Source organism: Novipirellula sp. (genome assembly GCF_041583735.1).
GTDB lineage: Bacteria > Planctomycetota > Planctomycetia > Pirellulales > Pirellulaceae > Novipirellula.
On record NZ_JBFHFD010000222.1, the window covers coordinates 1 to 12,605 of the forward strand.

The 12,605-nt window shown below is 56.5% G+C and carries 12 protein-coding genes; 7 read left to right on the forward strand and 5 right to left on the reverse strand.

Going from position 1 to position 12,605, the window contains the following annotated elements:
• The 5 genes from ABX962_RS17185 to ABX962_RS17205 form a co-directional block, all read left to right on the forward strand.
• Positions 1 to 212, forward strand: a 212-nt coding sequence (locus ABX962_RS17185) for a DUF423 domain-containing protein (RefSeq protein WP_372721268.1), incomplete at its 5' end; no start/stop codon positions are given.
• A gap of 375 nt (positions 213 to 587) precedes the next feature.
• Positions 588 to 1,589, forward strand: a complete 1,002-nt coding sequence (locus ABX962_RS17190; RefSeq protein WP_339937648.1) for an aspartate carbamoyltransferase catalytic subunit — start codon at positions 588 to 590, stop codon at positions 1,587 to 1,589.
• Positions 1,582 to 2,865 carry a dihydroorotase gene (locus tag ABX962_RS17195; protein WP_372721269.1) on the forward strand — a complete coding sequence of 428 codons (1,284 nt, stop codon included), beginning with the start codon at positions 1,582 to 1,584 and terminating at the stop codon, positions 2,863 to 2,865. The genes ABX962_RS17190 and ABX962_RS17195 overlap by 8 nt, the downstream gene beginning before the upstream one ends.
• A 101-nt stretch (positions 2,866 to 2,966) precedes the next feature.
• Positions 2,967 to 3,824, forward strand: a complete 858-nt coding sequence (locus tag ABX962_RS17200) for a fumarylacetoacetate hydrolase family protein (RefSeq protein ID WP_372721270.1) — start codon at positions 2,967 to 2,969, stop codon at positions 3,822 to 3,824.
• Positions 3,825 to 3,935: 111 nt separating this feature from the next.
• The gene (locus ABX962_RS17205) at positions 3,936 to 5,528 is read left to right on the forward strand and encodes an aldehyde dehydrogenase (NADP(+)) (protein WP_372721271.1); all 1,593 of its coding nucleotides are present in this window, start codon (positions 3,936 to 3,938) and stop codon (positions 5,526 to 5,528) included.
• 159 nt (positions 5,529 to 5,687) lie between these two features.
• On the opposite strand, the gene ABX962_RS17210 is transcribed toward ABX962_RS17205, so the two are convergent.
• Positions 5,688 to 6,653, reverse strand: a complete 966-nt coding sequence (locus tag ABX962_RS17210; RefSeq protein WP_372721272.1) for an RluA family pseudouridine synthase — start codon at positions 6,651 to 6,653, stop codon at positions 5,688 to 5,690.
• A 5-nt stretch (positions 6,654 to 6,658) separates the two neighbouring features.
• Positions 6,659 to 8,020: a transcription termination factor Rho gene (gene rho / locus ABX962_RS17215; RefSeq protein WP_372721273.1), complete on the reverse strand. Its 1,362-nt coding sequence runs from the start codon at positions 8,018 to 8,020 to the stop codon at positions 6,659 to 6,661.
• Positions 8,021 to 8,599: 579 nt separating this feature from the next.
• Between rho and ABX962_RS17220 the strand changes: the two genes are divergently transcribed.
• On the forward strand, positions 8,600 to 8,911 hold the full coding sequence (locus ABX962_RS17220) for a hypothetical protein (protein WP_372721274.1): 312 nt from the start codon (positions 8,600 to 8,602) through the stop codon (positions 8,909 to 8,911).
• Positions 8,912 to 8,995: 84 nt separating this feature from the next.
• Here the strand turns inward: ABX962_RS17220 and ABX962_RS17225 are convergent, their stop codons facing one another.
• Both ABX962_RS17225 and ABX962_RS17230 read right to left on the reverse strand, forming a co-directional pair.
• Complete coding sequence (locus ABX962_RS17225; protein ID WP_372721275.1) at positions 8,996 to 10,588, reverse strand: diguanylate cyclase; 1,593 nt, start codon at positions 10,586 to 10,588, stop codon at positions 8,996 to 8,998.
• A 34-nt stretch (positions 10,589 to 10,622) separates the two neighbouring features.
• Positions 10,623 to 11,012, reverse strand: a complete 390-nt coding sequence (locus ABX962_RS17230; RefSeq protein ID WP_372721276.1) for a hypothetical protein — start codon at positions 11,010 to 11,012, stop codon at positions 10,623 to 10,625.
• 223 nt (positions 11,013 to 11,235) lie between these two features.
• Here ABX962_RS17230 and ABX962_RS17235 point away from each other — a divergent pair, with 223 nt between their 5' ends.
• Entirely contained in the window at positions 11,236 to 11,457 is a 222-nt protein-coding gene (locus ABX962_RS17235; RefSeq protein WP_339937479.1) for a BON domain-containing protein, read from the forward strand.
• A gap of 153 nt (positions 11,458 to 11,610) precedes the next feature.
• Here ABX962_RS17235 and ABX962_RS17240 read toward each other — a convergent pair.
• The coding region (locus ABX962_RS17240) for a DEAD/DEAH box helicase (protein ID WP_372721277.1) at positions 11,611 to 12,605 on the reverse strand (995 nt) is incomplete at its 5' end.

Genomic DNA, 12,605 nt, shown 5'->3' on the forward strand with positions numbered 1-12,605 from the left:
CGGTTATACCCTTCGGTTCGAACCGTGTTCGCCGCGCGGCAGCCTGGATGATGTTGCTGGGGCTTCTGTTTTTCAGCGGCAGCCTTTATCTGCTTGTGGCGCTGAACAAACCCTGGTTGGGGGCTGTTACCCCGATTGGCGGGCTGCTTTGGATTGCCGGCTGGGTAGCGTTGGTCGGTTTGGCAAAGAGCCGCAATGATTCGGGGCGCTAAAGCCAATTTTTAAGCTGGCGAAACTCGCCAAGGGTTGCGGTCACGATCATCCTGTTTTTTAGCGGCACGGCGCAAGCCCAATGCCATCTACTTTCGCCCTAACCGGGTGGCTTTTTAGCGGTGCGGCGGAAGCCGCCCGGTCAATCCCGAACGGTTTTTTTACTCTACAACCGGGCGGCTCGCGTTGCGGTCGCTGTTCAGGTGACGTGTCGCTGGCACGACAGCCGGTCTTGAAACTGGACTGAAAATGGGCCGCTAATCCCATGGTCAAATTAGAAAAAACTTACGCCGGGGTGCTCGCGGAAAAGGGATAAATCTCGTAACGTGACGCCACGATCCTTTCTGAATTTCCTTCACTGTATGAAGATCGAAACGATGTCCAAGGCGGATGCAATCGACTTAGCGTTTCCAGAAAACTGGCACCGGCGTCATTTGCTTGATTTAGAGAGTTTATCGGCCGACGAAATCCAGATCCTCTTAGACACCGCTCAAAAGCTGAAGGAGCTGACTGGCGGTTGCCGCAACAAGCTTTCGCTGTTGACGGGGAAAACGCTTGCGAACCTGTTTTTCGAGAATAGCACACGGACTCGCAATAGTTTCTCGCTGGCGGCCAAACGGCTTGGGGCTGATACGGTCGAATTCAGCAGCGGTGGCAGCAGTGTTGCCAAGGGAGAAACCTTCGTCGATACCGCGAAAACCATCGAAGCGATGGGGGTCGATTGGGTTTGCACGCGGCATGTGACACCCGGCACCCCGCATCTACTCGCCCGCGAACTTCGCTGTTGTGTGATCAATGCAGGGGATGGGCCGCACGAGCATCCGACGCAGGGACTGCTCGACATGTTGACCATCCGCCAACATCGTGGACGTCTCGATGGATTGACCGTCGCGTTGGTCGGCGACATCTCTCACAGTCGCACGGCGCGTAGCAACATTTGGGGGCTCAGCAAGCTCGGGGCTCATGTAATTATCTGTGGGCCACCGACGTTGGTTAGTCCGCGATGGCAAGAGCTTGGGTTCGAGGTGGCGCACAATCTGGATGCGATCCTGCATCGCTGTGACGTGTTGAACTTGTTGCGAATTCAATTCGAGCGTCAAAAAGCACGTCCCTTCCCAAGCGTACACGAATACGCGGCGCTGTACGCGATGAACGGGGCTCGCATGCGACGAGCCAAGGACGACATTCTGATCATGGCACCCGGCCCCATTAACCGAGGGGTTGAGATTACACCGGAGGTTGCTGACGGGCCGCACTCGGTCATTCTCGAGCAGGTCACCAACGGCATCGCAGTGCGGATGGCTGCGTTGTGGTTGCTTTCGGGGGCCAAAGACGCTTCAAACTCAACGACACAAGCTGAACCTATCCACTATGTCTGATTTGCTGATTGAAAATGGGCGGTTGATTGACCCTAGCCAAGGGGTGGATCGCCAGGCACGGTTGCTGATTCGCGGTGGCTTGGTTGCTGCGGTTGATCCCAGCGATGCAGAGATTCCGGCGGATTGCCAACGCGTGGATGCAAGTGGTTGCATCGTGGCGCCCGGGTTGGTTGACCTCGGGGTCGAGTTGCGTGAACCCGGCAACGAGGAAGACGAGACAATTCAATCCGGCAGCGATGCAGCGTTGGCGGGTGGCTTTACCTCAATTCTTTGTACCGCAAATACCGAGCCTGTGATCGATTCGCCCGGTGCAGTGGAATTTGTGCGTCAAAAGGCGTCTCGCGCCAATGGCGTTCGTGTGCACGTGATCGGGTGTCTCAGCCGGCAACGCGAAGGCGAGCAGATGGCCGAGTTGGGGTTGTTGGCCGAAGCCGGGGCGGTCGCGTTTAGTGACGCTCCGCGACCGATCGCAAGCGACGCACTGCTGAAACGCTCGCTCGACTATTGCCGGATGCTCAACCGAGTCATTTTTGACATCCCCGAGATTCCCGAGCTCGCCGAGAACGGGGTGATGCACGAGGGACAGGTCTCATTAACGCTGGGGTTGAAAGGATTGCCCACCGAAGCCGAGGATCTGGCGGTCGCACGCGATGTGCGGTTGGCCGAAGCAACGTCGGGGCGATTGCATGTCGGCCCGGTCAGCACGATGGGGGCGGTCGATATGATTCGCCGCGTGAAGTCACGCAAGATCGCGGTGACGGCATCGGTGTGTCCACACAATCTCTGTCTGTTGGACAGTGAGCTGCGTTCGTTTGACTCGCGATTCAAGGTGCATCCCCCCTTGCGCAGTCGCCGTCACGTTGAAATGCTTCGCGAAGCGGTGGCCGATGGGACGATCGATGCGATCCAAAGTGGTCATCGTCCACGCAGCCGAGAAAAGAAGATGAACGACCTTGACTTGGCCCCCTTTGGCGCCGCGACGCTCGAAACCACGCTTTCGGCCGTTTCGAAATTTATGATCGAAAATGGGATTTTGACGTGGCCCCAGGCGATCGACCGGCTGTCGACCGCACCCGCCCGGATTGCATCGATCGCTGGCGGCTCCTTGGCTGTCGGTTCACTTGGTGACGTCGTAATCATCGACCCCAACGCGACATGGCAAGTGGATGCCTCGCAATTCCGATCACACTGCATCAGCAGTCCACTGGATGGGCAAGAATTGTCGGCGCGAGTCACGCACACGATCGTCGGTGGTGTGATTCGCTTTCAGGCATAAGGGCGATTCGTCGAAGTCCCTGAGATTTCCGTTTTTTCTAAGGCGGTTCTACTCGGGGTGATGGCTCCCGCGGCGAATTGGTTTTCGTTATCCTTAGCGGTATGAAAATCGCAAAATACATTGATGCTTCGGGCTCGCCTCGAATCGCTCGCGTGGACGATGGCCAATTGTTTCCCTTGCAAACCCAGGGGCCGCTCCAATCGCTCGCCGATATTATCGCTGCGGATGAACCAATCGCCGCAGCGATGTCGCTCGCCACCGACTCGCCAATTGCGATCGATGATACGGTCGCTTGGTTGCCGCCGATCGATGCTCAGGAGGTATGGGCCGCCGGGGTGACCTACAAGCGGAGCCAAGCGGCTCGGATGGAAGAGTCCGAGGCGGCGGCATCTTGTTACGACCGCGTCTACAAAGCCGACCGACCCGAGTTGTTTTTTAAGGCGACGCCGCACCGCGTTAGCGGCCACATGCAGCCGCTGCGGATCCGCGAGGATGCGACCTGGAATGTGCCAGAGCCCGAAGTCACGCTGGTGCTCAGTCCGCGAATGAAGATCGTTGGGTTGACGATCGGTAACGACATGAGTTCGCGCGATATCGAAGGCGAGAATCCACTCTATTTGCCGCAAGCGAAATGCTACAACCAATGTGCGGGACTCGGCCCCTGGGTCACGCTATTTGACACGCTGCCCCCAAATTCGGAAATCGGGATCGACTTGAAAATTGTTCGCGATTCCAAGGTTGTGTTTGATCAACAAACCTCGGCCGCGGAAATGGCTCGCGGATTTGAGGATCTGGTGCAGTGGCTCGCTCGCGATAACGATTTTCCCAACGGTGCATTTTTGATGACCGGGACAGGCATCATTCCGTCAAGCGATTTTACGCTTCAAGTTGGCGATCAAGTTCACATTACCATCGATGGAATCGGAACGCTTTCCAATCCCATCGTTCAAGGTCACTAGTCGGTTGTGACTCTTGCTTCTCGATCGTGTTGCTGCGGTGCTCGCCCCGAGTCGCTAGCGGCGACGCGAGAGTCGAAACTTCCATTCTTATTAACTCAGTTAGGTGTTTCCATGTCCGTAGCGACTTCAACTGCACGTCAAGTTCTGATCGGTGGTGTCTGGCGAGATGCCGACTTTAGCAAGACTTTTCAGGCAACCGATCCAAACAAAAACGAAGCTTTAGCAGCAGAGTTTCCGGTCAGTGATTGGTCCGATTGCGACGCAGCGCTCGATGCGGCTGTCGACGCGGCTCGCGAATTACGCAAGCTTCCCAAGGCCAAGATCGCAGAGTTTCTAGAGGTCTATGCCGACAAAATCGATGCGGCAAAAGACGCGTTGGTTGACGCCGCGTTTGCCGAAACGGGGCTTGGCCGCAGTCCACGTTTGGCCGATGTCGAGCTGCCGCGAACTAGCAATCAATTGCGTGCCGCTGCTGCAGCGTGTCGCAGTGGTAATTGGGCAATGGCAACGATCGACACCAAGGCGGGGATTCGGTCCTGTTACGAAGCTCTCGGCCCGATTGTCGTGTTTGGTCCCAATAACTTTCCATTCGCCTTTGGTAGCGTTTCGGGAGGCGATTTCGCTGCCGCGATCGCTGCCGGTAATCCTGTGATAGGCAAGGCGAATAGTTCGCACCCCGAGACGACTCGCTTGTTCGCCGATCTGGCGCTACAGTCGCTCTCGCAAACGGGGTTGCCGCCATCGACCGTCCAGTTGGTCTATCGCACGAGCCACGCCGATGGCGAGCGTTTGGTTTCGGATCCACGTGTCGGTGCCACCGGTTATACCGGCAGCCGAGCAGCGGGTTTGAAGCTAAAAGCTGCAGCCGACGCTGCTGGCAAGCCGATCTATTTGGAACTCTCGAGCGTCAATCCCGTTGTCATCACTCCTGCCGCGCTGCAGCAGCGTGGTGACGAAATCACCAGTGATTTCGTCACGAGCGTTTTGATGGGCACCGGGCAATTTTGTACCAACCCCGGCATGGTGTTGTTGATGGCCGATGAGTCATCCGAAAAGTTTATTGCCGCTGTTAAAGAACGCTTTGCATCCACGGCAGCGGGAACCCTACTATCGCCCGCCGTTTCAAAGAGTTTGTCGCGAAGCGTGAAAACGCTTTGTGATTTCGGAGCCGAGTTGTTGACGGGCGGAGGAGAGCCCGAGTCAGGGCGTTGTGCCTATGCCAACACGCTGCTTCGTGCTGAGGGTCAAGCCTTTTTGGGGAACCCTGAAGGCTTCCAGACCGAAGCGTTCGGTAACGCGTCGCTGATGGTGGTGGCAAAAGATTTGGACGAAATGACTCAAGTGATCTCGCATCTCGAGGGCAATTTGACCGGGTGTGTCTATTCCGCTGCCGACTCAAGCGATGAAGCGGTTTATGAAAAGATCGCGTTTGAATTGACGCCGAAAGTGGGGCGAGTGTTGAATGACAAGATGCCAACCGGCGTCGCAGTCAGCCCGGCAATGAACCACGGTGGCCCCTATCCGGCAACAGGCCATCCCGGCTTTACCGCCGTCGGAGTGCCTGCGTCGTTGGTTCGTTTTGCCAAGTTGACGTCGTATGACAACGTGCGAGAGTCACGGTTGCCGGCGCTATTGCAGGATGCACCACCGACAACGGAAACATGGCGCAACATCGATGGCACATGGGCTCGAGGCAACGTGTAGCTCGCAAGCTTCGCCGTTGGGTGTCGGAGTTTTGCGTCAATTTTTCTTCCGGCCAATACGAATCACCCCCTGCTGGCGAAGGTCGCTACGAGTAAATCCTTCACCGCGTTGGCCCAAGCAGCTAGCAGGAATCGCGGCTGAAATTAACGCGACTCAAATTTACTTCGCGACGCTTTTCGCAATGTCGCCCCACCACTTCGGTGGTGGGCTTTGATAGGTCACCGGTGTCTTGCTTTCCGGGTGGCAGAATGTCAATTGGTGAGCGTGCAGGCACATCGGTGGATCGGTCATCGTGTGCGTTTGTTGTTCGCCAATTTGTTTGTCTTGCAGGTACAGCAAGTCCCCGAGGATGGGAAAGCCCAACGACCAACAGTGGACGCGAATTTGGTTCGTTCGTCCGGTCAGTGGAATCGCTTGCACCAGAGTGGTGTCATCGGGCAATCGCTGGATCACTTTAAAATCGGTGCGAGCTTCTTGGCCACTGGGGCACGTAACGCGCGCTCCGACCGACAACCGTCGCTTCATCACGTCCGAGGCATGGGCAATCGAGAGGTCGCAGCGGTGTTCGTCCCAAGGGACCGTGCCGGAGACGCGAGCAAGGTACAGTTTCTTGACTTCGCGTCGTTCAAACTGAGGCTGCACAAAACCGGCTGCCCCGGCGGTGCGGCACAGCACCGCGACGCCAGTCGTGTTGGCATCGAGCCGATGCGCGACACGGAGTTTTTCCCCGTCGTAATATCGCTCGAGCATCCAGGACAGCGTGTTGCGGTGGAATCGGCCGCTGGGGTGGATTGGCAGCGGTGCCGGTTTGTCGACCGCGATGATCGAATCATCCTCGTGAAGGATCGTGATCGCCGAGTTGACATCAGGTTCCACCACGTCGCTCATGACATGGGTAAAGTGGTCTCCCTCGCGTACGATTCGTTCGGCGCGAACCGGAAACGAGTCGATTAAGATCTCACCCGCGTTGATCCATCCAAGCCACGCATCGCGTGGCGTCGGAGGGTGGTATTCGCCGAGGAAGTCGATGAACTTCATCCCCGAAAACCTTGCTTTGACTCGAATCGAGCGGCGGTTCTCGTAAGGGATGCTGCCCGGCAGTGGGGCGACAACAAAGCTTTTCATGAAAGCTAGAGCGACGTCTTGGCGCCGCTGATCAGCTTGATGAATTCATCGTTGCTGTCGAATCGGCCAAGCTGCTTGGTTAGCTGTTCCATGGCGTCGACGGGATGCATGCTGCTAAGCGTCCGTCGCAACATCGTGACGGCCTCGTAGGTCTCTTCGTCATGAAGCAATTCTTCGCGTCGAGTTCCACTTTGGCTGATGTCAATCGATGGCCACACACGGCGATCGGCCAATCGGCGATCGAGCACCAATTCCATGTTGCCCGTTCCCTTGAACTCTTGGAAGATCGCTTCGTCCATGCGGCTATTGGTGTCGACAAGCGCGGTGCCAATAATCGTTAGCGAGCCGCCTTCTTGGAAGGCCCGAGCGGTGGCGAACAGTTTCTTGGGGATGTCCATCGCTTTGATGTCCAAACCGCCGGTCATCGTCGCACCACCACGGCCGCCACGTCCCACCCATTTGTTGAACGCGCGAGCCAGTCGAGTGATCGAGTCGAGCATCAAGAAGACGTCCTGGCCCATTTCGGCGAGTCGTTTCGCGCGGTCGATTACCAATTGGCTTAAGCGAACATGGCTTTCGACGTCCATGTCCAAGCTGCTTGCCACGACCTCGCCGCCGAGCACATTGCGACGCATATCCGTCACTTCCTCGGGGCGTTCGTCGACCAGCAAGACAATCAATTTGACTTCGGGATGGTTCTGCGTGATTCCCGTCGCGATGTCTTGCAGCATCACGGTTTTACCGCTGCGTGGAGGTGCAACGATCAGGGCGCGTTGTCCCTTGCCCATCGGCGCCAGCAGATCGACCACGCGGTTGGTTAGTGGTTTGCGGCCACATTCCAATCGCAGCCACTGCTCGGGGTTGATCGCGGTCAGCGAGTCAAAGTTTTTGACTTCGAGATAAGCCTCCGGTGCCATGCCATCTACATCGACAATTTCACGCACCCGGGGGCCCTGTTGTCGGCGTGCTTGCTGGACCATGGCCTTCAGGTAAACGCCTTGGCGAAGTCCGAACTTTTCTATCATCGTGCCGGGAACAAACGGATCGCTGCGTTCGCGCGAGTAGTTGTTCTCGGTGCTGCGTAGGAAACCGTAGCCGTTGGGGTGCAGTTCGAGGATGCCAACGCTTTCTTCGAGCGGCGCATCGCTGGGGATATCCGCAGGTTCGCCATTGCCCTGTCCGCCCCCTTGGCCTCCGCGGTCACCTTGGCCGCCGCCTCCGCCGCCACCCCCGCCACCGCGTCGACGTCGTCGCACGCGAGGTTTTCCGTTGCCGCTGTTGTTGTTATTGCCGCTGTTGCCATACGAACCTGAGGGTCCGTTTCCGGAACCGCTTCGGCTGCGACTGGTCCGTTTCTTTTTTGCCATTTTTGATCCAGATGCGTTTTAAGTGAGACGCCAGGTCAGCGTGATGCGAGTTACATACTCGCTAAGCGGGAACCTCCGCGGAGTTCAGACGCATCAAATCGGAATTTGAATGCGAGGCTCGCGTGAAGGCGTCCCCACAAGGGTCGCCGCAGCGCTCCGCTTAAAAGCGGGAAATCGAAGAAACACCGCACGAATTCAAAGGGAAAAAGCCTACCAGGAGTACGGCGGTGACATGCCCTGGAGAGGCGAAACAATAAAATGATGGGTTCGGTAAGCGATCGCCGGATCACTTTTTAAGAAAGGGTCAAAACGAACAATCCAAGGATTCGTGCCTGAGGCGAGCCCAGCGACGGTGCGGTTTCCGCAGCACGCGTTTTTCGACCAACGCGTTTTCGCCAAACCTGAGCTAGCCGGAAATCTCAGCCGAATCGCAGATTGTCGTGTACGACTTAAAATCCATTCAGTAGTAAATTAGGGGGACGTGCGATTGAGAGACCAATCGTGATTTCAAAACGAAGTGTTGTGTATTGAGGCGGCTATCGCGATGCGAAAGCGGCAAGCAACCTCGGTAACATGTGTTTGATCAACCGTCCTCTTAATCCTCAAGCCGTCATTCTGCCTGGCGAGCGTAGCGGCTTTTTCCTCAAGCGTGCTACTAAGAGGGACGTGATCAAGCGTCCTTTGGGAGAGGTGGGCAGCAAACTTAGCGCCGACCTTCATAACGCTCTCAAATATATACATGAAATCAGGGAAGTCAATAGCAGCTTGATCCCCTGGTTCGCCGTAAAATCAAAGGTTTTTGCAGCGTTGCCCCCTGGAAATTTAATAAATCTCGTCGTTCACGATGCCGATGACCGGGCCAAGCAAAAACGCAAGTATTATTCGTTTTGACCCTATTCTCGCGACATTGGCTGGGACAATAACGAAATAATCCTGCTCCAGTGATGTAGGCAAACCGCGACGGGGGCCGCCGAGCTAGGCTTCCGAACGCGCCGTTTCGGTCGGTAGGGGATCCAGCGGCACCGCCAATGGTGCCGCAGCAGGAGTTGCCGCCGATGCGGCTGCTGACGCAGACTCTGCAGCGGAGTCAGGTTTTGCAGCTTCAGGTTCGGCTGCTGGGTCAGGTTCTAGCGGGGCCGATTCGCTTGTGGTCCGCGTAAATGCCTCGTCCAGCGACTCTTCGGGCTCGACCGCAATGATCGTAATCTCAAGCTGGGGTGAATCGCTAGGATTGGCTTCGCCGAATTGCAGCGAGGCGGCCGATGAACGAATTTGTTTGACACGTTCTTGAGCGTCGTCGTCGTCAATCCCTGGCATGCAAACAAGCAGGGTGGTTGCATCGTCGGCTCCGATGCGATCAACACTTCGTAGGGTCGCTCGCACGATTTGAAGCAGCGTTCGCATGGCACCCGCTGCGGGAGTCCCGGTAACATGCAGCTTCATGATTTGCGTCGGTAATCCAATCGATTTCGAACGTTCTTGCATGTCCTCCATCGCCGCGTTTAGTGCGGAGCGGGTTGGTAGGCTCGTGAATGCACCGCGGTTCGGTTCTGTCGTTGACGGCTTGGGTTTCACTGCGGCTTGTTTCTTCGGTCCGGCGGTCGCCGCGGATGGCTCGTCGATGTCCGGAATCAATGCCGATTCGGTGCCGAGTGTGATCAGTTCCGGAGTGGTTCCGTTCATCGAATGTCCACAGTTACGCCCATGCTTCTTCGAGTGGTACATCGCCGCGTCGGCGCGTTCAATCCACTGCTCAATCGACTCCTCCTCGAGCAGTTCGGCCAATCCAATACTGGCGGTGACGGCAAGCTCTTTGCCTTCGAATTCGACAATGTGTTGCCCGATCGCCGCACGCGCCGATTCGACGATCCGTTTGGATTCCTCGACCGTGTAGCCGTCAATAATCGCGGCGAATTCTTCACCCCCGAACCGCGCGACAATCCCATAAGATTTCAGCCGCGCGTGCAACATGTTGGCGACCACCTTCAATACCTCGTCGCCGGCGCGGTGGCCATGTTCGTCGTTGAATTTCTTGAAATGATCCACGTCCAACAGCATCAGAGTGCCGGCGCGGCCGGGGCCCAAGATGTGACGACGCGCTAAATGCTCGTCGAATGCACCACGGTTTGACACCCGTGTCAACGCGTCGGTCTGAGCCCGACGTTCGGCCGATTCAAGTTGGTCGGCCTGTTCAGAGATTCGATCTTGAGCCGATTTCAATTTGGTTTGCATCGTCTCGTTCGCTTCGATCAAACGATTGACCGCGTCGCCAAGTTCGTCCGCGGAAAAGGTCGTTTCCGAGGTCAAGACGTCACTGACCGCCTGGACGCTGCTCTGGTGTTTGTCGACGTCCATCGCCATCGTCGTGGCGTATTCACGCAGTCGGTCGGCCGCCGTGGCGAGTCGCTCGTATTCCGCTTTGACTTGCTCGAGTTCCGACCGTTCAATCAGCGTTAACTCATCATCGAATTCGTCAAAATCGACGCCCCAGCCGATTCCGTTCATTACCCACCCGCACGCGACGCCCACGCCGGCACAACTTAATGCGATTGCTAAGTCAAGATACATGGTGAGGGCCATTGGTAACGGGGATGCAGTTTGCTCAGCACGGTTTTTCCCATCGCAGTGGATTCATCGCGTTGGCTGTGAGGCCGGCGCCGGCCGGGCAAGGGCGACGATTGCGAGATTGAAATCCACCCTTGGGGATATAGGTCATTCCGGTTGCCTCAAGCTGATTCCCACGCAAAACCCCACGACTTTCAAAACGCTTGCCACTGCGGCAGTGCCGGTGCGAACTGTCGTAGCGATTGTGACGGTCAGGGGAAGAAAGCTCGGTTGCGATCGCATTTCCTCGCGATGCGGATCGATCCGCATCGCGGACATCGGGGCAACGCCGACTTGATGCTTTCTTGAAAATTTCCGCCTTTGCTAGCAATGCATATTTATTGCTTGGTGCTCGACAAACCTTTAGGAATTCGGAGTGGATTCGCATAGGCAAAAATCAGGAAATGTGTGATATTTGATTGAACTCCCATCGCTCTGCTTGCCAACCTTCGCTCACACCGCGTCTTTCGCAATGCTAGCCCTTTACGTTTTGAGCAACCTGTTCTACCGATGTAGCATTCGCTTGCGATGGTCCTCGTTCACCCCATGCGGCCAAGTTCACTCGATTTTAGTGAGCCGCTGCCTTTCGCAACATTTTCTGGGAGCACCCTATGATTCAACGCCCTAGTCAGGACATCGCCATCGCCGCCAATGCCGTACTTGCCAAAAGTTCGGTTGCCGAGTTACGTCAGTTGCGAGTGGATGAGAGTGGAAGCGAATTGAAGCTCAGCGGGCTGGTTCGCAGTTTCTATCACAAGCAGCTTGCTCAAGAGACGGTGCGGGTCGTGGCGGGCGCGTTGCGGGTGAACAATACGGTTCGTGTCAGCGGTTGACGTCACCCAGGAGGTCCTTCTTGAAAGGATGCCGTGATGTTGGAATTTTGATTCTGTCACGCCACGAAAAATGCCGTATGGCGATCGCCACACGGCAGCTAGGAGCATCCAGTACGCGATAAGTCGGCGATGGATTAACGCCGCCGACAAGGTTTAGCGCCGCCGACGGGTCACTTTGCGGTGCATCGGATTCAATTTTGGAGCTGCTTTTTTCACCGTCTCTTCTGCTTTCGGAGCCAACTGGACCGCAGTCGGAGGATCGAGGCCTTCGAAGTGATCGCGTTTGAGCTGCTTATTGATCCGCTGCTCGATGCTGGTCAACGAGTCGCCTTCGCCGGGAACGACGAAGGTGAACGCGATTCCGTCTCGTCCCATGCGGCCGGTACGACCCACGCGATGGACATAGTCGTCGCAATCTTGGGGCATGTCATAATTGATGATGTGGGAAATCGTGCTGATGTCGATTCCGCGTCCCACCACATCGGTGGCGACCAAGATTTGTAGCTTGTCATCCCGCAATTGCTGCAGCACACGGTCTCGTTCACGTTGAGCCAAGTCGCCATGCATGCTGCCGCAGGCGGGGTAGGTTCGGCTCAATTGGCGATAAAGCCGGTCCGTCCCACGCTTGGTGCGACAGAAAATGATGGCTTGCTTGGGGTTCTCGCGTTCGAGCAGACGTTCAAGCAGTTCCAGTTTTTTATCATGCGAAACAGTAAAGTAACGCTGTTCGATCGTGTCCACCGCGATGTCTTTGTCACAGCAATCGATCACAACGGGTTCTTGCATATACGTTTCCGCCAACCTGCGAACGGTGGGAGGAAGCGTCGCGGAAAGCAGCAGCGTTTGCCGATCTTTGGAACATTTCCGCAAAATGCGTTCGATTTGAGGACGGAAACCGATATCGAGCATGCGGTCGGCTTCATCCAAAACGACGCACCACACTTTGTCAGTGCGAAGCGATCGTCGTTGTAAATGGTCGTGCAGTCGCCCGGGGGTGCCCACGACGATTTGTACGCCATTTTCGAGTTGCCGTAATTGGCGTTTGATGTCTTTACCACCGGCCAAGACGGCGACTTCGGTTGGCACGCCACGGGCCAGCATTTGGGTTTCCCGTCCGACTTGGTCGGCTAGTTCACGGGTGGGAACGA

Excerpts from the sequence above, each read along its gene's own strand:
- ABX962_RS17210 (WP_372721272.1), bottom strand. The coding sequence starts at position 6,653 with ATGAAAAGCTTTGTTGTCGCCCCACTGCCGGGCAGCATCCCTTACGAG.
- ABX962_RS17225 (WP_372721275.1), bottom strand. The coding sequence starts at position 10,588 with ATGTATCTTGACTTAGCAATCGCATTAAGTTGTGCCGGCGTGGGCGTC.
- ABX962_RS17205 (WP_372721271.1), top strand. The coding sequence starts at position 3,936 with ATGTCCGTAGCGACTTCAACTGCACGTCAAGTTCTGATCGGTGGTGTC.
- rho (WP_372721273.1), bottom strand. The coding sequence starts at position 8,020 with ATGGCAAAAAAGAAACGGACCAGTCGCAGCCGAAGCGGTTCCGGAAAC.
- ABX962_RS17230 (WP_372721276.1), bottom strand. The coding sequence starts at position 11,012 with ATGCGAATCCACTCCGAATTCCTAAAGGTTTGTCGAGCACCAAGCAAT.
- ABX962_RS17235 (WP_339937479.1), top strand. The coding sequence starts at position 11,236 with ATGATTCAACGCCCTAGTCAGGACATCGCCATCGCCGCCAATGCCGTA.
- ABX962_RS17195 (WP_372721269.1), top strand. The coding sequence starts at position 1,582 with ATGTCTGATTTGCTGATTGAAAATGGGCGGTTGATTGACCCTAGCCAA.
- ABX962_RS17200 (WP_372721270.1), top strand. The coding sequence starts at position 2,967 with ATGAAAATCGCAAAATACATTGATGCTTCGGGCTCGCCTCGAATCGCT.
- ABX962_RS17190 (WP_339937648.1), top strand. The coding sequence starts at position 588 with ATGTCCAAGGCGGATGCAATCGACTTAGCGTTTCCAGAAAACTGGCAC.